Origin of the sequence: Nonomuraea sp. NPDC050404 (genome assembly GCF_040655495.1) — a bacterium.
In the GTDB taxonomy this organism is placed as follows: domain Bacteria; phylum Actinomycetota; class Actinomycetes; order Streptosporangiales; family Streptosporangiaceae; genus Nonomuraea.
In genome coordinates this window covers 54,457-75,766 of sequence record NZ_JBFAKB010000025.1, presented here as the reverse complement: position 1 = coordinate 75,766, position 21,310 = coordinate 54,457, and the positions used below count along the sequence as shown (strand labels likewise).

The following is a 21,310-nucleotide window of genomic DNA, read 5'->3' as shown; positions in this document are numbered from 1 at the left end:
GTGCACGGCGCAGACACCGACGGGCGAGTTGTGGCCGCCGCGTGCACGATAGCCATCGACGATCTTCCAGACGGCCTTATCGTGACTGACCGATATGGATGTGTTCTGGCCGTCAACCGGGCCGCCGCGCGGCTCACCGGGGTCGCGGTGGAGCGCGCCGTCGGCAGGCACATGAACGACGTCTACCCCTTCCGCGACCATGACGGGCGCGACTGGTGGAAGGCGCTCGACCCCGAGGGCGGCCTGCGCAGCAGGATCAGGGTGCCGGAGAAACCGCTGCACCTGCCGGGCGGGCAGGAGCTCTACGTCGCGGCCAGGCTCGTACGCGAGCCCCAGCGGGGCGGCGAGGTCGAGCGCGTGGCGATCACCCTGCGCGACGGCGGCGCCCGCGCCCGGCTGGAGCGCAGCCGCGCCGACCTGGTCTCCACCGTGGCCCATGAGCTGCGCTCGCCGCTGACCAGCGTCAAGGGGTTCACCGCGACGCTGCTGGCCAAGTGGACGCGTTTCACCGACGAGCAGAAGCGCGTCATGCTGGAGACCGTCAACAACGACGCCGACCGCGTCACCCGCCTCATCACCGAACTGCTCGACGTCTCGCGCATCGAGTCCGGGCGGCTGGAGGTCCGGCGCCAGGTCGTCGACCTGCCCGCCAGGGCCCGCAGGCTCATCGCGGGCCGGGTGGCGGCCGGTGAGGCCGAGGACCGTTTCCGCCTGATCGCGGGCGACGACCTGCCGGAGATGTGGCTCGACCAGGACAAGATCGACCAGATCCTGGGTAACCTGGTGGAAAACGCGCTGCGCCACGGGCGCGGCACTGTGACAATTGACATCGAGTCCGTCGAATGGGGAGTTGCCGTGTCGGTGCGGGATGAGGGCGAGGGCATCGAGCCCGAGCTGGCCCCGCGCGTCTTCAGGCAGTTCTGGCGGGGCGGCAACAGCCGCCGCCGCGGCGGCACCGGGCTGGGCCTGTTCATCGTGAAGGGCCTGGTCGAGGCGCACGGCGGCACGATCGCCGTGCAGCGGGCGCCCGAGGGCGGGGCCGAGTTCCGATTTACCATGCCCACCGGCACACCCGATTTCGCCGCCGTCTAGCCACAGCCGCTGGTCGCCGAGTCGGGCCCGGTGGGCGGGGCCCACTAGACTCTTTTCCGCTCAAGCCCTGGATACGGAGCCCACTCTTGTCTGACTACGATCCCGTCGAGGTGACACCGTTGCATGCCGACGAAGTGTCCCGGATGGAGGCCGACGCCATCACGGCGATCAAGGCGGCCGGCGACCTCGACGCACTCAAGCAGGCCAGGCTGGCGCACGCGGGTGACCGCTCGCCCATCGCCCTGGCCAACCGTGAGATCGGCGCCCTGCCGCCGGCCGCCCGCGCCGAGGCCGGCAAGCGCGTCGGCGGCGCCCGCAAGGTGATCAACGACGCGCTGGCCGCCCGCCAGGCCGAGCTGGAGGCCGAGCGCGACGCGCGGGTGCTCGTCGAGGAGACCGTGGACGTCTCCCTGCCCTGGGACCGGCGCCCCCGCGGCGCCCGCCACCCGCTGACCACGCTGCAGGAGCACATCGCCGACGCGTTCGTCGCCATGGGCTACGAAGTGGCCGAGGGGCCCGAGCTCGAAGGCGAATGGTTCAACTTCGACGCGCTCAACATCGCCAAGGACCACCCGGCCCGCTCCGAGCACGACACGTTCTTCGTGGACTCGACCGACTCGGGCATGGTGCTGCGCACCCAGACCTCGCCCGTGCAGGTCCGCGCGCTGCTCCAGCGCGAGCTGCCGGTCTACGTGATCTCGCCGGGCAAGACGTTCCGCACCGACGAGCTCGACGCGACCCACACGCCGGTCTTCCACCAGACCGAGGGCCTGGCCGTGGACGAGGGCCTGACCATGGCCCACCTCAAGGGCACGCTCGACCGGTTCGCGGAGGTGATGTTCGGCAAGGGCATCACGACCCGGTTCCGGCCCAACTACTTCCCCTTCACCGAGCCGTCCGCCGAGATGGACCTGAAGTGCTTCGTCTGCCGGGGCGCCTCGGCGGTGGCGGGAAACCCGCCCTGCCGCACGTGCAAGTCGGAGGGCTGGATCGAGTGGGGCGGCTGCGGCATGGTCAACCCGCGCGTGCTCATCGCGTGCGGTGTGGACCCCGCGCGCTACTCCGGGTTCGCGTTCGGCATGGGCATCGAGCGCACGCTGATGTTCCGGCACAACGCGGAGGACATGCGTGACATGGTCGAGGGAGACGTGCGCTTCACGCTCCCGTTCGGAATGGAGATCTGATGAAGGTCCCGCTCTCCTGGCTGCGGGAGTACGTCGATCTCCCGGCGGTCACCGCGCACGAGGTGGCCGACAGGCTGACCGCGGCCGGGCTCAAGCTTGAATCGATCACCTCCTACGGCCACGACGTCAAGAACGTCGTCGTCGGCGAGGTGCTCGCGATCGAGGAGCTGACCGGTTTCAAGAAGCCGATCAGGCACTGCCGGGTCGAGGTGGGGGAGGCGACGCCGCGCGAGATCGTCTGCGGCGCGACCAACTTCTCCGCCGGTGACCGGGTGCCGGTCGTGCTGCCCGGCGGCGTGCTGCCCGGCGGGTTCGAGGTCGGGGCGCGCAAGACGTACGGGCGCATGTCGGAAGGCATGATCTGCTCCGAGCGCGAGCTCGGGCTCAGCGAGGACCACCACGGCATCATGGTGCTGCCCGCCGACACGCCGATCGGCACCGACGTGGTCGAGCTGCTCGGGCTGCGCGACGACGTGATCGAGTTGGAGATCACGCCCGACATCGGGTACGCGCTGTCGATCCGCGGCGTGGCGCGCGAGGCGGCCACGGCGTTCGGGGTGGCCTTCCGCGACCCCGCCGACGTGGAGCTGCCCGCCGAGACCGAGCCGTCGTGGCCGGCCTCCATCGCCGACCCGACGGCGTGCGACCGGTTCGTGCTGCGCGAGGTACGCGGCTTCGACCCCGGCGCGCAGAGCCCGCTGTGGATGCGGATGCGCCTCATGCGGGCGGGCATGCGCCCGGTGTCCCTGGCCGTGGACGTCACCAACTACCTGATGCTGGAGCTCGGGCAGCCGCTGCACGCGTTCGACCGGGCCAAGCTGCGGGGCGAGATCGTCGTACGCAGGGCCGCGGCCGGCGAGCGGCTGGAAACGCTCGACCACGTCGTACGCGACCTCGACCCCGACGACATCCTCATCACCGACCAGTCCGGGCCGATCTCGATCGCCGGCACGATGGGCGGCCTGGAGACCGAGATCTCCGACGGCTCCACCGACATCGTCATCGAGGCCGCGCACTTCTCCGCGACCGGCACCTCGCGCGGGTCGCGCAGGCACGGGCTGGTGTCGGAGGCGTCCAAGCGGTTCGAGCGCGGCGTGGACCGCGAGCTGCCGCTCATCGCCTCGTGGCGGGCCGCGCGGCTGCTGGCCGAGCTGGGCGGGGCGACCGTACAGCCCGGGGTGACGCACGCCGAGGTCGAGGTGTCGCCCGCGCGCATCGCGATCCCGGCGGACTATCCCGGCAGGGTCGCGGGCGTCGCCTACGCCAGGGACACCGTGGTCGCGCGGCTGGAGCAGGTCGGCTGCGTCGTCACCGACGGCGACGACCCGGCCGTGCGCGAGGGCGGCGTGGCCGCCACCGGCGTCGTGACCGGCGGGGCGCTGGCCGCCAGGCTGGCCGTCACCGGCGACGACATGATCACGGTGACGCCGCCGTCCTGGCGTCCCGACCTCACCGACCCCAACGACCTGGCCGAAGAGGTCATCCGGCTGGAGGGCTACGCCAACCTGCCGTCGGTGCTGCCCTCCGCTCCGGCGGGCGCGGGCCTCACCGCGGGCCAGCGGCTGCACCGGCGGGTCGGCAGGGCGCTGGCCGAGGGCGGCTACGTCGAGGTGCTCAGCTACCCGTTCATCAGCGACGAGGACTTCGACCGGCTGCAGTTGCCCGCCGACGACGCGCGGCGCGCGGCCAAGCGGCTGGCCAACCCGATGTCGGAGGACGAGCCGCTGATGCGCACGACGCTGCTGCCGGGGCTGCTCAAGACCCTGGTACGCAACGCCGGCCGCGGCTTCTCCGACGTGGCGCTGTTCGAGACGGGAGCGGTCTACCGTACCCGCGAGGGGGCGCCCGCCGTGGCGCCCGCGCTCGGTGTCGAACGCCGGCCGACCGCCGAGGAGCTGGCCTCCATCGAGGCCGCGCTGCCCGACCAGCCGCGCCGGGTCGCGGTGGTGCTGAGCGGGGAGTTCGAGCGGTCCGGCTGGTGGGGCGGCGGGCGCGCGGCCTCATGGGCCGACGCGGTGCAGGCCGCCCGGCTGGTGGCGGCCGAGGCGCGGGTGGAGCTGTCCATCAGCGCCGACCAGCACGATCCCTGGCACCCCGGCCGGTGCGCCGCCCTCTACGTGGGGGACACGCTGGTGGGGCACGCCGGGGAGCTGCATCCGCGGGTGATCGAGGCGTACGGGTTGCCGGCGCGTACGGCGGCGATGGAGCTGGAGCTTTCGCGGCTCGAAGCGGCCATGCCCGGACCCGTCCAGACGCCTGCCGTGTCCGCCTATCCGGTGGCCACGCAGGACGTCGCGCTGACCGTGCCCGACTTCACGCCGGTCGCCGACGTCGAGGCGGCTTTGCGGGACGGGGCCGGGGAGCTGCTGGAGTCGATCCGGTTGTTCGATGTTTATGCCGGGGAGCAGGTGGGCGAGGGGAACAAGTCGCTCGCTTATTCGATGCGGTTCCGGGCCGGGGATCGTACGTTGACGGTTGAGGAGACCACGGCGGCTCGGGATGCGGCGGTGGCCATGGCGGCCGATCGCGTGGGGGCTCAGCTGCGCGGGTGAGTGCGTTGTGGGGGCCGGTGCGGCGCAGGCCGTGCCGGCCCTTTATCGGGTGCGTCCCCTGTACAGCGTGGTGAGGTCGATGTCGATGTCGAACGGGAGCGTGAGCTTCAGCTGTTCGAAAAAAGTACCGACGAGAGCGTAGGACTTCGTACCTGGGTCGAGCATGAAGACGAAGACGGCGGGTTTGCCGTTGATTTCCTCAATGCGCCAGAAATGAGGGATGCCCGCCTGGGCGTAGAGTGTGGGCTTGCGCTCTCTGTCGCGGATCTCGGATTCAGGTGAGACCACCTCGACGGCGAGGACGATGTCCGCGGCGTCAAAGTAGGTTACCTCTTGGCCAATAATCGCTTTTGGGCCCACAACGATGAGATCGGGCTCCGGGCGTTGTCGCGGCCCCAGTTTGACGCCCATATGCGTAACCACCTCATGCCCCGGGGGCATGAAGTCTTCGAGCTGCACATGTAGCCGGAAGATGATGGCGTGATGGAAATGTCGCTGGGGGCTCACGAAGACCAAGCTTCCATCAATCAACTCTGTGTGCGCAGGCAAATCCGGAATGTGATCGAGATCTTCTGCGAAGTATCCCTCGGGGGGCGGTATGACCCAGTCGGGGAGAGCGGGGGGAGTCTCTTCGGCCGGGTCGGGGAGCGAGGGAGACGTCATCTTGTCGATCACCGCTTCGGCAGTCATGGCTCAACGCTACCAACCTATTGTGTTCACGCCTTGGAAAACGTCATCACACGGTCACGGAAAGTGGGAATTTGCCAATGACGCAGTTGCTCGTCTTCGGCGAGAGGGATGACGCCGAAGAGGTCGCCGAGACTTTGGGGGAGTGGTTTCCGGAGGCCGGGGTGCCGCGGGTGGTGCGCGAGACGCTGGCCGGGGAGGACGACGCCGAGGACGCGCAGTGGCTGGTCGTGGTCGAGGGGCTGGACGGAGCGGCCCTGGGCAGGGTGGATGAGCTGGTCGGGCGGTATGACGGGTGGCGGGAAGCGGCCGGCTGAGCATTCTTGTTCGTTGGGTGCGAACATGTGTTCCGGTGGAGGGCGGTTGGGGGAGAGTAGCGGTATGCGTGTTGCCGTGCTCTCCGACATCCATGGTGTGCTGCCCGCGCTCGAAGCCGTGCTGGCCGAGCCCGAGGTGGCAGGCGCCGATCTGATCGTGCCGACCGGTGACATGGCCGCGGGGCCGATGCCGGTGCAGACACTCGACCTGCTGGTCTCGCTGGGGGAGCGGGCGTTGTGGGTGAACGGGAACGCCGACCGGGAACTGGTGGAGGTGGTCGCCGGGAAGGCCGGTCACCACGCGTCGTCGGAGTGGGCGGCGCGGCAGTTGAGGGGTGATCAGGTCGAGTTGCTGCGGTCCTTGCCGGCGCGGCAGGTGCTCGATCTGGGGCGGCTGGGGGAGACGCTCTTCGTGCATGCCACCGCGCGTAGCGATGAGGAGGTGATCCTCGTCGACAGTTCCCTGGAGCGGTGGGGTGCGGTGCTGGCTGGACAGAGCGCCGAGACCGTGGTGGTGGGGAACACGCACATGCCGTTCGTGCGGTTGGTGGATCGGGTGCTGGTGGTGAATCCGGGGTCGGTCGGGATGCCGTACGGGAGGTATGGCGCGCACTGGGCGTTGCTCGACGGGGACAGCGGGGCGGTGACCTTACGGTGCACGCCGCTGGATGCGGGGCAGGTGCGGGCGAGGCTGGTGGCCGGGAGCGGGTTCGAGGGGATCGAGGAGTGGGTGGGCGAGTACGTGGGGAGCGTCTACTCCGACGCCGAGGCGTTGGCGGTGTTCGCCAAGGCTGAGGGGAGGGGGTAGGGGGCGCAGGCTCGCGGCCGGTGCTGTCGCCTCGCTGGGCGAGCCTCGTCTGCGGCCGGTGCTGCTGACTCGCTGGGCGGGCCTCTGTCTGCGGCCGGTGCTGTCGACTTGCCGGAGGGCCTCTGTCTGCTGCCGTGCCTGCCTTCAGCTGTTGGCAGGCACGGGAGTCTGCCACCGGCTGTTGGCAGGCATGGGTGTCTGGCCTCGGCTGTTGGCAGGCAGGGTGTCTGGCAGGGCGTCTGGTCGGTCAGGCGGTGGCCTGCGATTCCTCGTCCTTGGCCGCCGCCTCCCTGCGGGCCTTCTCGCGTACGGCGTGTTCGTCGGTTCTGGCGTCGTAGCCGCGGAACTTCGGCAGGGCGGCGGCCAGGGCGAGGACGGCGGCGACGCACAACACGCCGCCCGCTCCGAGGGAGAAGCGGGTGCCGCCGAAGTTGGCCATCAGGCTGGCCCTGGCGTTGCCCAGCATCGGGCCGCTGGCGTAGGAGAGCAGTTCGATGCCGGCCAGGCGGCCACGGAACTCGGGCGGGATCGTCTGGTTCCACATCGTCATGCGGAAGATGCCGCTGATCATGTCGGCGGCGCCCGCGAGCGCGATGCAGACGAAGACCATCCAGAAGTTCGGAGCGAGGCCGGTCAGAGCCACCGCCACGCCCCAGAGTACGGCCGCGACGATCACGCCCAGGCCGTGTCGCTGCACCCGTGCCGTCCAGCGGCCGGTCAGCGAGGCGATCAGGGCGCCGATCGCGGCGGCCGAATAGAGCAGGCCGAGGGCCTCCGGCGCCTTCAGCTCATCGGCCAGGAACGGGAACAGCGCCGTGGCCATGGCGAACACCATCGCCGCGATGTCCACCAGGTACGTGCCCATCAGGTCGGTGCGGCCCACCGCGTACCGCATGCCCTCGACCAGCGACTTCAGCGAGGCGGGCGCGGCGTCCTCGGCGGGCGGGAGCGACCGGACGCGCCAGAGCAGGAGCATCGACAGGACGAAGGTCAGGGTGTCCAGCGCGTAGGCCGAGGCGGTGCTCCACACCACCAGCAGGCCGCCCAGGGCGGGGGCCACGATGGCGCCGAAGTTCCAGCGCAGGCTGGACAGGACCGCGGCGGCGCTCTGCTGGTCGTGCCTGACGACCTGCTGGATCACCGCCTCCAGGCTCGGGCGCTGGAGGGAGGCGATGCCGGTGGACAGGGCGCCCATCACGTACAGGACCCAGATCTGCGGTTCGGGCAGCAGCGCGTTGATCGTGAGGGCCGCGGAGGTGACCAGCAGGCCCAGCTCGCTCAGTACGATGATCTTGCGGCGGTCGAGCGCGTCGGCGATGGCCCCGCCCCACAGGCCGCACACCACCATCGGCACGAACTCCGCCAGGCTCACCAGCCCGACCGCCAGGTAGGAGTCCGTCAGCTCCTTCATCTGGTACGGCACCGCGACCATGGTGATCATCGTGCCGAACATGGTGATGACGCCGGAGGCGAAGAGCAGCCGGTAGTCGCGTGAGTCGCGTAGCGGGCTGAGGTCCAGCGACAGGTGGCGGAAAAGCCGTTTCACTCCGGAGCGCACGAATGGAAATTGTCCGGTGGGTGGGGTGGCCGGGGCAAATCAATATCGGGATGCGCAAAGCGGCCCCCCGGGATCTAGCCGGGGAGCCGCTGCGGGAAGGGGTCGGGTCGGTCAGGACGGGACCTTGTCGAGGAAGCCGTACACCTTGCTGATCCTGCCGTCCGCGGCCAGTTCGACCACGTCGAAGCCGACCGCGACCGGCTCCCCGCCCGCCGGGCCCAGGTGCCAGGTGAAGCGGGCCGTGTGGTGGTGGGCGTCGTACAGTTCGCCGGGGGTGAAGACCAGGCCGGGGAACATGCCCTGCGCGCCCTCGATCACCGTGGCGATCCCGGCGTGGCCGGCGACGTCGGCGAGGGGGTCGGTGTAGGTGCCGTCCTCGGTCCAGAGCTCGGCTACGGCTTTGGCGCGGGCCTCGGGGTCGGTCTCGTTCCAGCAGGCGAGGTAACGGTCGATGAGGTTCATGGATATCTCCGGAGGTGGTGTGCGATTTCGGTTTGGATTTGGATTTCGATGAGGTTCACGGATGCCTGGTGCGGCTCTTGCGCAGGCCGATGATCTGGAGTTCGGCGAATGCGCCGACGACCAGGGCCTGGGCGATGGCCCAGATGGCGCCGATCGTGGTGAAGTCGAGCGCGCCGGTGACGACGGTGGCGACGCTGGCCAGGGTCCAGATGATGTTCAGGGCGATGACGGCCTTGGTGCCGGCGGGGCCGATGTCGCGGCGGGAGGCCAGGAAGCCGACGGCGGCGCCGTACACGAGGAGGAAGATGCCGATCCCGCGCAGGAGGCCGGCGTCGGGGCCGAGCAGGGTGCCGACCGGGCCGGCGAGGGCCAGGTAGACCAGGCCGTTGCCGCCGGTGACGACGGCGTCGGCCGCCAGCGCCAGGCGCAGGAACTTCATCCGGTCGGTGGTGACGGTTACGGCGGTCATATCTGGCTCCTTCAGTGGTCTTTGGTGCGGACAACTGAAAGATGTCAGGCCGGGGGTAGGGGCCGCGATTACGCGCCAGGTAATGCGGGATAGCGATCACGGGCGCCACCAGGGGAAAAGCAGCCGATGTGATGGCCGTCACAGGCTCACGCTCATGCCCGGCTCGTGGCCACGCCCGTGCTCAGCCCCTGGTCATGCCCGTGCCCGTGCCTCGCCCGTGCCGGTGCCCGTGCGAGGGCCCGTGCCGATGCCTCGCCCGTGCGACGGCCGGTCCCCGTGCGACGGCCGGTCCCCGTGCCGTGCCCGTGCGGCTGCCGGTCCCCGTGTCTCGTCCGTGCGGGTGCTGTTGCCTGGCCCGTGTCCGGGAGGGCGGGCGTTGGTCGTGAGGTGGTGGGTGGTGGGTTGGTTGGGGGTTAGGTGCCGAGGATTTCGCGGCGTAGGTGGGTTTTGAGGATTTTGCCGCCGGGGTTGCGGGGGAGTTCGCCGTCGCGGAACCACACGTGCACCGGGATCTTGAACTTGGCGATTCGCTCGGCCAGGAACGTCTGCAGTTCGCCGGCCGTGACCGACCTGCCGGGAGCCAGCCGGACGACCGCCCCGACCTCCTCACCCAGCTCATCGTGCGGCACCCCGATGACAGCCGTGTCGTCCACGGCCGGATGTTCGAACAGCGCCGCCTCCACCTCGGCGCAGTACACGTTCTCGCCGCCCCTGATCACCATGTCCTTGGCCCGGTCCACGATGTACACGAAGCCCTCGGAGTCGATCTTGGCCAGGTCGCCGGTGTGCAGCCAGCCGCCGACGAACGTCTGTGCCGTGGCCTCGGGCTTGTTCCAGTAGCCCAGGATGACGTTCGGGCCGCGTACGCACAGCTCGCCGACCTCGCCCGGCGGCAGTTCGGTGCCGGCCGGGTCCACCACGCGCACGTCCACCACCGCGGAGGGCCGGCCGATGCTGTCGGGTCTGGCCTGGTAGTCGGCGCCGCCGTTGCCGATGGCCAGGGCGGTGGTCTCGGTCATGCCGTAGCCGTTGGAGGGGGCGCGGTTGGGCAGGTTCTCGGTGATGCGCGCCAGGAGTTTGGGCGGGGCGGGGGCGCCGCCGTAGCCGAGGTTGTTCAGCGAGGACAGGTCGTACTTGCCGAAGTCGGGGTGGGACATGAGCTGCCAGGCGTTGGTCGGCACGCCGATCATGGCGGTGACCCGCTCGCGCTCGATGAGGCGCAGGGCCTGCTCGGGATCCCACTTGTACATCAGCACCAGGCCGCCGCCGCTGAACATCGTGGTGGTCATCGCCGAGAAACAGCCGGTGACGTGGAAGAGCGGCACGGTCAGCAGCGTGATCCTGCGGGTCCCGGCCGCCGTCGAGGGGTCCTTGCCCGCCATGGCGAGCGCGCGCATGAGGCCGTAGGCGACCGTCATGGGAGACTGGCCGAGGTTGCGGTGGCTGCCCAGCGCGCCCTTGGGGCTGCCGGTGGTGCCCGAGGTGTAGAAGATCGTGGCCGGGTCGTCGGAGTGCAACTCGACGTCGGGCAGCTTGACGTCCGCCGCCACCTCGCCCATGACCTCGTCGTACGCGCGCGCCCCCGCCGGCACCTCGCCCCTGGCCACGATCAGCGGCACCCCCGTCCCGGCCAGCCTGACCGCGCGTTCCGCGTCGGCGATCAGCACCTTGGCCCCGGAGTCGCGCACGCCGTAGGACAGCTCCGCCTCCGTCCACCAGGCGTTCAGCGGTACGGCGATGGCCCCCGCCGCCAGCGCGGCCGAGAACGCGACCACCCATTCCGGGTAGTTGCGCATGGCCACCGCCACCCGGTCGCCCTTGCCCACGCCGTACTCCTCGACCAGCCGGTTGGCAAGGGTGGCGGCACGGCGGAAGTGCTCCTCGAAGGTGATGTGCTCGTCCTCGTAGACGAGGAAGACCTTCTCACCGTGGAACCTGCTCATCTCCAGCAGCGCGCGGAAGTGGGCCGGAGCATGTTTCCACGTTCGTACGCCGGTGTCGCCGATCTCCTCGATCTCGAAAAGCTGGCCGGGTCCGGTGAGCTGGTCCTGGGCCTGGGCGTGCGAAAGAGACATACGCAGAACTCCCGCAGTGGACGATTATTCCGGTAAATCACAGTACCGACCGGTAGGTACGTAGCGCTAGATGACAGATCAGACCCCGCCAAGCCGTGAAAGTTTCATTGATCTACCGATAGTTTCTGCTTCCCATCTGCTGCTTTAGCGCCGCTCGCAGTAGGTAGTTGACCGTTCACCCGCATGTCAATAGCGTCTGCGATGCGGTCCGATCCGGGCCGAAACTTTCGGAATCGAGTGCCTGCCTCCGGAGGTAGATGTCCGTGCATTCGTCCTCGCTCCTTCGACTCCTCACGTTAGTGGGGATGTTCGCTGCCTTCCTCCTGCCCGCTCTCCCGGCGGAAGCGTCCGGGCCCCTGCGCACGCACGCCGCCGCCAGGGGCAAGTTCATCGGCGCGGCGCTCGCCACCGGCCCGCTGTCCAATGAGACCTCCTACCGCAACATCGCGGCCACCGAGTTCAACCAGGTGACCGCCGAGAACGCGATGAAGTGGGATGCCACCGAGCCCAGCCAGGGCCAGTTCAACTTCTCCGGCGCCGACGCCATCGTCAACTTCGCCACCCAGAACAACCAGCAGGTCCACGGCCACACGCTGGTGTGGCACAGCCAGACGCCCGGCTGGGTGCAGGGACTGGGCGCCACCCAGATGCGTACGGCGATGCAGAACCACATCAGCCAGGTCGTCGGCCGCTACGCCAGCAACGCCACCGTGGTGTCCTGGGACGTGGTGAACGAGATCTTCGACGACAACGGCGGCTGGCGCACCTCGTTCTGGTACAACACGCTGGGCCAGAGCTACGTCGCCGACGCCTTCCGCGCCGCCAGGGCCGCCGACCCCAACGCCCGGCTCTGCATCAACGACTACAACGTCGAGGGCATCAACGCCAAGAGCACCGCGATGTACAACCTGGTCTCCTCGCTGCGCCAGCAGGGCGTGCCGGTGGACTGCGTGGGCTTCCAGGGGCACCTCGCCATCCAGTACGGCTTCCCGAACGACATCCAGCAGAACCTGCAGCGCTTCGCCAACCTCGGCGTCCAGGTCCGGATCACCGAACTGGACGTCCGCATGCAGATGCCCAGGGACGCCACCAAGGACACCACCCAGGCCACCTACTACCGCAACGTGATCAACGCCTGCAACGCGGTCACCGCCTGCGCGGGGGTGACGATCTGGGGCTTCACCGACAAGTACTCCTGGGTGCCCGACACCTTCTCCGGCCAGGGCGCCGCGCTCATCTACAACGAGAACTACCAGCAGAAACCCTCCTACACCGCCGTGCACGACGCGCTGGCGGGCGGCACCAGCACCGACAACACCCCGCCGACCACGCCGGGCACCCCGTCGTCGAGCGGCGTCACCTCCAACTCCGCCGCGCTGACGTGGACCGCCTCGACCGACAGCGGCGGCAGCGGGCTGGCCGGCTACAACGTCTACCGTGAGCAGGGCACGACGGACACGCAGCTCGGGCAGAGCACGACCAACTCGATCAGCCTGACCGGGCTCACGCCGAACACCCAATACCAGGTGTACGTGCGCGCCCGCGACGGCGCGGGGAACCTGTCGGCGAACTCTGCCCTGGCCACGTTCACCACGCAGTCCGGCCCCGGAGGCGGCGGCGGGTGCACGGCCGTGGGCACCGTACAGAACCAGTGGAACAACGGCTATGTCGTCCAGCCCGTCACCGTCACCAACGGCGGCACCTCCGCCATCAGCGGCTGGACCGTCACCTTCACCCTGCCGAGCGGCCACACGTTGTCCGGGTCGTGGAACGCCGCCGTGACCGTCAGCGGGCAGACCGTCACGGCCAGGAACGTGAGCCACAACGGCAACCTGGCGCCTAACGCGAGCACAAGCTTCGGCTTCCAGGTCAGCCGCCCGAGCGGCAACACGCAGACGCCTTCCGGCTACACCTGCGCCTGATCGGGGATCCCCTGGGGTCTGCCCGGCCTGCCCGCCCGGCGTCCGGCCGCCCCAGGGGATTCTCTCCGGCGGGAATATTGACTTTTAAATCGTTCGGGACTGTCGTTCGCCGTAGGTGCGAACTCCGCAACCTGAGGCGACCCGCTGAACGCGGGGCCGCCATGGAGGTGAACGGCATGAACGAATGGGATGCCACCTCGTACGCGGGCAAGGACACCATCCTGCGAGTCGTCAGGGATGAGGCCGAGCGTTTGTTCGCGATGGCCGAACCGGAAGAGGCATGGCAGGCACCGACCGCCTGCACGGGCTGGGCGGCGCGTGACGTGGTCGCGCACATCGTCGACACGACGGAGGGCTACTTCGCCGCCTTCGACGCGGCCCGGGCGGGAGGGGCGCCGGGCACGGCGTACGGGCTGCCCGGGATGGGCGCCCGGGTCAACGATCAGGCCGTGGCGCTGCGCGGGATCCCGCAGAAGGAACTGCTCGACCGGCTCAGGATGGACTTCGAGCGGATGCAGGCGATCCTGCGCGAACTCGGCGAGCGGGAATGGGCCGGGCTGACCGTCCCGCACTTCTACATGGGGCCGCTGCCGGCCTACTTCTTCGCGGCCGGCCAGCTCATGGACTACGCGGTGCACTCCTGGGACATCCGCCAGGGCACCGGGCGCGCGCACGGGCTCTCGGGGGAGGCGGCCGACCTGCTGGTGCCGTTCATGTTCGTGTTGTGGCAGTCCACGGTCCGGCCGGGAGCGGATCTGACGCCGTTCGAGCTCGGGATCCGGGTGGGCGGGGTCAACGGGGGCGACTTCCGGGTCTCGGTGGGCCAGGGCGGGATGACGTACACGAAGGGGCCCATTGACGGGATGCCCGCGGTCATCGAGTTCGACGCCGGGAGCATGGTGCTGGCCACGTTCGGGCGCGGCAACACCGGGACGGTGCGCGGCGACCTGGCGCTCGCCGACCGCTACCTGAACCTCTTCTTCCGGATCTAGCGCTGAACTGCGGCTCTTCGGCCTGCCGACGCGTGTGCCGGGAGGCCGTTGAGCTGCGCAAAGAGTGGTGTGTAGTGATGGGCTGCGTTGGCCTGATTCGGTTGTCCCGCGGCCCACAGGCGGCCCGGGCCGGCTCGCCTCCCGCCAACCTTGTCGGCCCCGCCCGTTGTCCGGGCGGGGCCAGTGGGCTGTCAGTCAGCGCAGATGGCGAAGACGCTGATACCTACGTCGTTGTAACCGATCTGGCGGCCGAGCCCGATCCAGCCGCGGCCGTCGTCGGTCGGGAATGACCCCACCAGGATTGCGCCGTTGCCCCGGGCTTCGGCGCCGCCGCCGAGAACCCGCTTGGAGCCGGGGCAGTAGAGCGTGCGGCGCTGGAAGTTGGGGACGTTGGCGTTGGGCAGCGTGACGATCTGGTAGCCCGGGGGTAGTGCTTGGCGGGTGGCCGCTGCGACGGGTGTGGAGGCTTGGAGGGCTACGACGGTGGCCGCGACGGAGGCCGCTGCAGCGAGGGCGGAGACGGAAAGGAGCAGGGACTTCTTGGACCGCATGGTCTCTCCTTGTCCTGTTCCCTGACAGGCATCATGCCTCCGCAACACGCGGCGGGCCGGCGTATGCGATGGTGCGGGGGCATGTGAGGCCAGGGAAAAGAGTGCTGTCACGAGGAGTATCTGCTCCGTCGCAATCCGTGTCCATGCCTGTCTTATGTTCGAGAGTCGAACGGCGGCTCATCGTTTCGGTTCGGTGGACGGATTGGCCTCGGCGCGGCGCGCTGTGCTGCCGTCCGTCGTAAACGGGCAAGTTCCCTATGCCTCAGGCAAGCCGTCCAAGATCTACGGCCGGCAGGCAAAGCCGTGCTCAATATCGGCGTCAACCGTCTGGACCGGCCGATAAGTCGAAATACGCTGGTAGAACGCGTCGCCGCCATGGCGGCACGCGGTGGCCGGGGCCGCCGACGGAAATCAGAGGCCCACCGCCACGACACTCCAAGGTTCGTCTTCATGAGGATCGGCCCCACCAGGCCATCCACGGTGCCGGTCCCGACGCCCGTCGAGACCCGAAGGCCAACCCCGGCCGACGCCCAATCACGCGGGATGAGCACGCGAGAGCCCCGGTCCGCTTCCCCACGGGCGGGGCTCCCACATGGACCAACGTATCCGCTGTTACGGGTGACGCTGTGCTGGCACTCTGGCACTCCGCCGCCCGGAATGGGCCCGGCCCAGGGCGGCAGCCGGACATTCGCCGGGCGTATCAGAGGGCGGTGGGCGTTGATCGAGCCGATGAGCTGACCCGAGTCTGGTGGTGCTCGACACCCAGAGCGTGCGTGCCGCGGCCGGAGTCCCCGCCACCACGACCGGTCGGGACGCGGCCAAGAAGGTACCGGGTAAGAACATCGAGAACACCCGCGCGCTGCCGGTGTGCGGGCCGGCAGGTCGTCGGGTCAGCAGAGCTTGTAGTCGGCCCGCGAGGAGTTGTACGAGCAGGAGTCGATCAGCTTGCCCGACGGGTTGCGCAGGTAGGCGGTGTCCGAGACCTGGTTCCAGATGTAGGCGAAGGTGCCGCCGCCGCTTCTGCCCCAGTAGCGGGTGGTGGAGGTGTCCCTGCCCACGCCGGTCCGCAAAGTGACCGTCTTGCCGGTGCCGAGGGTGAACGCGCCGAAGGTGTAGATGTGATCAGCCCTGGCCGTCTTGTCGCGCATCGTCCACCCTTTGAGGTTGACGGCCTTCCCGGTGGTGTTCTTGAGCTGCACGTACTCGCCGTTCAGGCTGCCGTTCGCGCCGTTGTCCGGCGAGCCGGGCGAGTTGTAGTAAATCTTGGTGATCTGGACGGCCGGGGCGGCCGCGTTGGCGGGCTGGGAGAGGACCGCCAGGCCGGTGGCGAGCACTGCGGACGCCAATAATGATCCGATACGCACGAGACGCTCCTGGTGTAGGAGGAATGGGCGAAGCGATCCTATTGACGGGGTTCAGGGGGCGATGGAACGGTCCCGTATCGGTTTGATATCCGATCAGCCCGCGCCCAGATCCAGCTCGTCCGGCTGTGGCCCGGACGGCAGCAGGTGCTTGGCCACCCGCGCCGTGGGCGTCCTGGGCAGGGCGTCCAGGCGCTGCCAGAACCGGGGCACCTTGTACGCCGCCAGCCGTCCGGCCGCCCACCTCCGCAGCCCCGCCAGGTCCAGGTCCTGCCCCGGCGCCGCGACCACGAACGCCTTCACCTCCTCCTCCGTCAGCTCCGACGGCACCCCCACCACCGCGCACTCCAGCACCCCGGGATGCGCCTGCAGCGTCTCCTCCACCTCCAGCGGCGACAGGTTCTCCCCCCGCCGCCTGATGACCTCCTTCTTGCGGGCCACGAACGAGTAGGTGCCGTCCGCGTTCGCCGTCACCAGGTCGCCCGTGCGCAGCCAGCCGTCCGGAAGCAGCACCTCGGCGCTCTCCTCCGGCAGGCCCCAGTAGCCGGGCGTCACGGCCGGGTTGCGCAGCAGCAGCTCCCCGTCCTCCGCCACCCGCGCGTGGTTGATCACGCCGAGGGTGGGGTGCTGCCGCGGCACGCCGAGCGTCTCGTACGGACGCGTGCCGCGCGGCCAGATCAGCCCGTACGGGGTCTCCGACAGGGCATAGCCGACGACGATCTCGAAGCCGAACCGGCGCTCGATCTCCAGCTGCCGCTCCCGGGACGGCGCCGGGCCCGTGTAACACAGGCGGATCGGGTTGTCGGCGTCGTCGGGCCGTGGCGGGCGGCGCATGAGGATCTCCAGCATGGCGCCGATCGCGTTGAACTCGGTGGCGCCGTGCCTCCTGGCCTCGTCCAGGAACGTGCTCGCCGAGAAACGCGGCAGCAGCACCAGGCCGGCGCCGCAGGAGAGCGAGCCCATGACGGAGTAGGCCGGGGCGTTGATGTGGAACAGCGGCAGCGAGGTCATCAGGCGGTCCGCCCGGGTCAGGCCCAGCCAGTACGGGAAGCCGGCGCCGGCCAGTGCGTAGGCGCGGTGGGTCTGCATGACGAGCTTGGACCGGCCGGTCGTGCCCGAGGTGGGGATGAGCACGGCCAGGTCGTCCGGCTCGGCCAGGTCGGCCCGCAGTTCGCCGGGGCGCGGCCAGGGTCCCGGCCGGTGGATGACCGTCTTCGGCCGGACCTGGGCGATGAGCGCGGTCAGCTCGGACCGGGTGCCGCGCGGGTTCACCGGCAGCACGATCGCGCCGAGCGTGGTCAGGGCCAGCCAGCACAGGAGGTCGCGCGGGGTGGTCCCGGCCACGAGCATGACGACGTCGCCGCGGCGTACGCCCTGGGCCGCCAGGTCCCGCGCCTCGCCCCCGACCAGGGCGGCGGCCCCGGCGAACGTGATCGCGCCGACGCCGGTGTCGTGCAGCCACGCGTCGCCGGGGGCCCGCTCGGCCGCCGCGGCGAGTAACCGGGGGATGGTGGTGGTCAAGGCTCCAGGGTGATCCCTTCGCGCCGCAGGTCCTCGACGATGCCGTCCACCAGGCGGGTGGCCACCGTGCGACGCAGCCCGCCCTCCTCGCGCAGCTCACGTACGGCGGGCACGGGGTCGGCGTCGGCGAACAGCCGCTCGTCGGAGTAGTCCACCGGCCGGCCCGTCGCGTCGATGGTCCACCAGGACGCCTCCAGCGCGATGCCGTTGGGGTCGCTGAAGTAGATCGAGCGCAGGAAGCCGTGGTCGATGACGTCGGTGACCTCGCAGCCGTGCGCCTTGAGCCGGTCGCGCAGCCGGTTGAGCGCGTCCTCGTCCGGCAGGTGCAGCGCCAGGTGGTCGAACTGGGCGGCCCTGGCGTACGGCACTCCGGCGGGCTTGGCGAAGCTGTCGAGGTCCTGGCCGGTGAACTCGAAGAAGGCCACGGTGTTGCCCGGACCCACCTCGAAGAAGTAGTGCCTGAACGCGGGGACGGCGAGGGTGGTGACCAGGCGGGCGTCGAGCACGCCGTGCCAGAAGCGCACGGTGGCGTCCATGTCCGCGGTGACCAGGGCAAGGTGGTGCACACCGCGCCAGTGCACCGTTTCTGGGTTCGCAGCCATGCGTCAACCGTACGCCTTTCAACTAATCCCGTTAAGGCAGAGTCCAGTGGCGCGTTATACCCGCGAATGGCCGGGGGCGGCCAGCCGTTGTCTCGCGCTGTCAATTCTGCTTAGTGTGACGTGACGGGATGAAACCCTGCCTGCTGAGGAGCCACCTGATGCATGACGACCGTAACCTGGTCGAAGCCCGGCTGAAGCGCGTGCTGAACGAGCGGATCCGCCCCGCGATCTACCCCGTGTCCGTACCGCTGGAGGTGGCCGTCTGGCACGCGCCGGACGAGCCGGTGCCGGTGGCGGAGGGCCTGGCGGCCACGCCCGAGCCGATCACGGCGGGCACGGAGTGGGGCAGGCCGTGGGGGACGAGCTGGTTCACCGTGACCGGCACCGTGCCGCGGGAGTGGAGCGGCCGGATCGTCGAGGCGATCCTGGACCTCGGCTTCGAGGAGGACCGGCCGGGCTTCCAGTGCGAGGGCCTGGTCTACCGGCCCGACGGCACGCCGGTGAAGGGCCTGAACCCGCGCAACCAGTGGGTACGCGTCGCCACGCCCGCCGGGGGCGGCGAGGAGGTACGGCTGCACATCGAGGCCGCCTCCAACCCGATCATCCTGGGCCACAACGAGTTCAGGCCGACGCGGATGGGCGACAAGGAGACCGCGGGCACCGCCCCGCTCTACCGCCTGACCCGCATGGACCTGGCCGTCTTCGACAAGACGGTCTGGGACCTGGTGATGGACCTGGAGGTGCTCGGCGAGCTGATGCTGGAGCTGCCCGTCGACAGCGGCCGCCGCTGGGAGCTGCTGCGCGCGCTGGAACGGGCGCTGGACGCGGTGGACCTGCAGGACGTGAACGCCACGGCGGCCGCAGCCCGGGCCGAGCTGGCCGGCGTGCTGGCCGCGCCGGCGGTCCCGTCGGCGCACCGGATCAGCGCGGTCGGGCACGCGCACATCGACTCCGCGTGGCTCTGGCCGCTGCGCGAGACCGTGCGCAAGGTGGCCCGCACCACCTCGAACATGACCGCGCTGCTGGAGGACGAGCCCGACTTCGTGTTCGCGATGTCGCAGGCCCAGCAGTGGGCGTGGGTCAAGGAGCACCGGCCCGAGGTGTGGGCCAAGGTGGTCAAGGCGGTGGCGGCCGGCCGGTTCGTCCCGGCGGGCGGCATGTGGGTGGAGTCCGACACGAACATGCCCGGCTCGGAGGCCATGGCGCGGCAGTTCGTGCACGGCAAGCGCTTCTTCATCGACGAGTTCGGCGTGGACAACGAGGAGGTGTGGCTGCCGGACACGTTCGGGTTCGCGGCCGGGCTGCCGCAGATCATCAGGGCGGCCGGGTCGAAGCGGCTGCTCACGCAGAAGATCTCGTGGAGCCAGACCAACGTCTTCCCGCACCACACGTTCCTGTGGGAGGGCATCGACGGGACGCGGATCTTCACGCACTTCCCGCCGATCGACACCTACAACGCCTCGATGCGCGGCGGTGAGCTGGCGCACGCGGCCCGCAACTTCAAGGACAAGGGCGTGGCGCGGCACTCCCTGGCCCCGACCGGCTGGGGCGACGGGGGCGGCGGCACCACGCGGGAGATGGTCGCCAAGGCGGCCAGGGTGCGCGACCTGGAGGGCTCGCCCGCCGTCACGTGGGAGACGCCGGCCGACTTCTTCGCCAAGGCCGAGGCCGAGTACGCCCATCCGCCCGTCTGGGTGGGCGAGCTCTACCTGGAGCTGCACCGCGCCACGCTGACCAGCCAGGCCAAGACCAAGCAGGGCAACCGGCGCAGCGAGTCGCTGCTGCGGGAGGCCGAGCTGTGGGCGGCGACGGCGGCGGTGCGCGCGGGGGCGAGCTATCCGTACCGGGCGCTCGACCGGATCTGGAAGACGGTGCTGCTGCACCAGTTCCACGACATCCTGCCCGGCTCGTCGATCGCGTGGGTGCACCGGGAGGCGCGCAGGACGTACGAGGGAGTGGCGGCGGAGCTGAACGAGATCATCGACGCCGCCCAGCGGGCGCTGGCCGGGGACGGCGGCGGGGAGCTGATCTTCAACGGGGCCCCGCACGAGCGCCACGGCGTTCCCGCGGGCGGCGCGGCGCGGGCCGCCGAGGCGGGCGGCACGCCGGCGCGGGAGCGCGACGGCGGCGGGTACGTGCTCCAGGACGAGCGGCTGCGGGTGGAGATCGACGGGCGCGGCCTGGTCGTCTCGGCCCGTGACCTGCTGCGGGACCGCGAGTCGGTCGCGCCGGGGCGGGCGGCCAACCTGCTGCAGCTGCACCCCGACTTCCCGAACAAGTGGGACGCCTGGGACGTGGACGAGTTCTACCGCAACACTGTCACCGACCTCACCGAGGCCGACGAGGTACGGCTGGAGGAGAGCGCGGTCGTGGTCACGCGCTCGTTCGGCTCCTCGACGGTGACCCAGCGGCTCTCGGTCGCCGGCGGACGGCTGGAGATCGACACGGAGGTGGACTGGCACGAGACGGAGAAGTTCCTCAAGCTGGCCTTCCCGCTGGACGTGCGCGCGGACCGGTACGCCTCGGAGAGCCAGTACGGCCACTCCTTCCGCGCCACCCACGTCAACACGAGCTGGGAGGCGGCCAAGTTCGAGGCGTGCAACCACAAGTTCGTGCACGTGGAGGAGCCAGGCTGGGGCGTGGCCCTGGTCAACGACTCGACCTACGGCCACGACGTCACCCGTGAGGTGGACGAGGAGGGCACGACCACGACGTTGCGCGCCTCGCTGCTGCGCGCCCCGCGCTTCCCCGACCCCGAGACCGACCAGGGCACGCACCGGTTCCGGCACGCGCTGGTGCCGGGGGCGGAGATCGGCGACGCGGTCCGCGAGGGTTACGCCATCAACCTGCCCGAGCGGCGCGTGCCCGGCGGCGCGCCGGTCGAGCCGCTGGTCACGGTGGACGACGACGCCGTGGTGGTGACGGCGGTCAAGCTGGCCGACGACGAGAGCGGCGATGTGGTCGTACGGTTCTACGAGTCCAGGGGCGGCCGGGCCCGGGCCACGCTGCGCACCGGCTTTCCCGTGGCCGAGGTCGTCACCACCGACCTGCTGGAGCGGCCCACGGGTGAGCCGCAGCGCGCCGGGGACGGCATCCCCGTGACGCTGCGGCCATTTGAACTGGTCACGCTACGCCTCAAGCGGGCGTGATCATTCCC

The 21,310-nt window shown here is 70.0% G+C and carries 17 protein-coding genes; 8 read left to right on the top strand and 9 right to left on the bottom strand.

What is annotated here, in order from left to right:
- The 3 genes from AB0I81_RS47525 (at position 1) to AB0I81_RS47515 (ending at position 4,828) form a co-directional block, all read left to right on the top strand.
- Positions 1-1,092 carry an ATP-binding protein gene (locus AB0I81_RS47525; RefSeq protein ID WP_360672672.1) on the top strand — a complete coding sequence of 364 codons (1,092 nt, stop codon included), beginning with the start codon at positions 1-3 and terminating at the stop codon, positions 1,090-1,092.
- A gap of 143 nt (positions 1,093-1,235) precedes the next feature.
- On the top strand, positions 1,236-2,276 hold the full coding sequence (gene pheS, locus AB0I81_RS47520; RefSeq protein WP_360672937.1) for a phenylalanine--tRNA ligase subunit alpha: 1,041 nt from the start codon (positions 1,236-1,238) through the stop codon (positions 2,274-2,276).
- Positions 2,276-4,828, top strand: coding sequence for a phenylalanine--tRNA ligase subunit beta (locus AB0I81_RS47515; RefSeq protein ID WP_360672669.1), 2,553 nt, complete (start codon positions 2,276-2,278; stop codon positions 4,826-4,828). The genes pheS and AB0I81_RS47515 overlap by 1 nt, the downstream gene beginning before the upstream one ends.
- Positions 4,829-4,870: 42 nt before the next feature.
- On the opposite strand, the gene AB0I81_RS47510 is transcribed toward AB0I81_RS47515, so the two are convergent.
- Positions 4,871-5,518 (bottom strand): Uma2 family endonuclease, encoded by a 648-nt coding sequence (locus AB0I81_RS47510; protein WP_360672666.1) that lies wholly within the window; start codon positions 5,516-5,518, stop codon positions 4,871-4,873.
- Positions 5,519-5,595: 77 nt separating this feature from the next.
- On the opposite strand from AB0I81_RS47510, the gene AB0I81_RS47505 reads away from it, so the two are divergent.
- Entirely contained in the window at positions 5,596-5,832 is a 237-nt protein-coding gene (locus AB0I81_RS47505; protein WP_360672663.1) for a hypothetical protein, read from the top strand.
- 64 nt (positions 5,833-5,896) lie between these two features.
- Entirely contained in the window at positions 5,897-6,640 is a 744-nt protein-coding gene (locus AB0I81_RS47500) for a metallophosphoesterase family protein (RefSeq protein ID WP_360672660.1), read from the top strand.
- A gap of 247 nt (positions 6,641-6,887) precedes the next feature.
- On the opposite strand, the gene AB0I81_RS47495 is transcribed toward AB0I81_RS47500, so the two are convergent.
- From AB0I81_RS47495 to AB0I81_RS47480, 4 genes are all read right to left on the bottom strand, one after another.
- Positions 6,888-8,198, bottom strand: a complete 1,311-nt coding sequence (locus tag AB0I81_RS47495; RefSeq protein WP_360672657.1) for an MFS transporter — start codon at positions 8,196-8,198, stop codon at positions 6,888-6,890.
- A 111-nt stretch (positions 8,199-8,309) separates the two neighbouring features.
- The gene (locus tag AB0I81_RS47490) at positions 8,310-8,660 is read right to left on the bottom strand and encodes a nuclear transport factor 2 family protein (protein WP_360672654.1); all 351 of its coding nucleotides are present in this window, start codon (positions 8,658-8,660) and stop codon (positions 8,310-8,312) included.
- A gap of 55 nt (positions 8,661-8,715) precedes the next feature.
- Positions 8,716-9,129, bottom strand: coding sequence for a hypothetical protein (locus tag AB0I81_RS47485; RefSeq protein WP_360672651.1), 414 nt, complete (start codon positions 9,127-9,129; stop codon positions 8,716-8,718).
- Positions 9,130-9,542: 413 nt separating this feature from the next.
- Positions 9,543-11,204: an AMP-binding protein gene (locus AB0I81_RS47480; protein WP_360672648.1), complete on the bottom strand. Its 1,662-nt coding sequence runs from the start codon at positions 11,202-11,204 to the stop codon at positions 9,543-9,545.
- Between the two features lie 305 nt (positions 11,205-11,509).
- On the opposite strand from AB0I81_RS47480, the gene AB0I81_RS47475 reads away from it, so the two are divergent.
- On the top strand, positions 11,510-13,126 hold the full coding sequence (locus tag AB0I81_RS47475) for an endo-1,4-beta-xylanase (protein ID WP_360672645.1): 1,617 nt from the start codon (positions 11,510-11,512) through the stop codon (positions 13,124-13,126).
- Positions 13,127-13,302: 176 nt separating this feature from the next.
- Positions 13,303-14,118, top strand: a complete 816-nt coding sequence (locus AB0I81_RS47470; protein WP_360672642.1) for a maleylpyruvate isomerase family mycothiol-dependent enzyme — start codon at positions 13,303-13,305, stop codon at positions 14,116-14,118.
- A gap of 191 nt (positions 14,119-14,309) precedes the next feature.
- Here the strand turns inward: AB0I81_RS47470 and AB0I81_RS47465 are convergent, their stop codons facing one another.
- From AB0I81_RS47465 to AB0I81_RS47450, 4 genes are all read right to left on the bottom strand, one after another.
- Complete coding sequence (locus AB0I81_RS47465) at positions 14,310-14,669, bottom strand: hypothetical protein (RefSeq protein WP_360672639.1); 360 nt, start codon at positions 14,667-14,669, stop codon at positions 14,310-14,312.
- A gap of 890 nt (positions 14,670-15,559) precedes the next feature.
- On the bottom strand, positions 15,560-16,033 hold the full coding sequence (locus AB0I81_RS47460; protein WP_360672637.1) for a lamin tail domain-containing protein: 474 nt from the start codon (positions 16,031-16,033) through the stop codon (positions 15,560-15,562).
- Between the two features lie 93 nt (positions 16,034-16,126).
- The gene (locus AB0I81_RS47455) at positions 16,127-17,551 is read right to left on the bottom strand and encodes an AMP-binding protein (protein ID WP_360672634.1); all 1,425 of its coding nucleotides are present in this window, start codon (positions 17,549-17,551) and stop codon (positions 16,127-16,129) included.
- Positions 17,548-18,153 carry a VOC family protein gene (locus AB0I81_RS47450; protein ID WP_360672631.1) on the bottom strand — a complete coding sequence of 202 codons (606 nt, stop codon included), beginning with the start codon at positions 18,151-18,153 and terminating at the stop codon, positions 17,548-17,550. Before AB0I81_RS47450 ends, AB0I81_RS47455 begins: the two co-directional genes overlap by 4 nt.
- A gap of 158 nt (positions 18,154-18,311) precedes the next feature.
- Here AB0I81_RS47450 and AB0I81_RS47445 point away from each other — a divergent pair, with 158 nt between their 5' ends.
- The gene (locus AB0I81_RS47445) at positions 18,312-21,302 is read left to right on the top strand and encodes a glycoside hydrolase family 38 C-terminal domain-containing protein (RefSeq protein WP_360672629.1); all 2,991 of its coding nucleotides are present in this window, start codon (positions 18,312-18,314) and stop codon (positions 21,300-21,302) included.
- Positions 21,303-21,310: the final 8 nt, after the last annotated feature.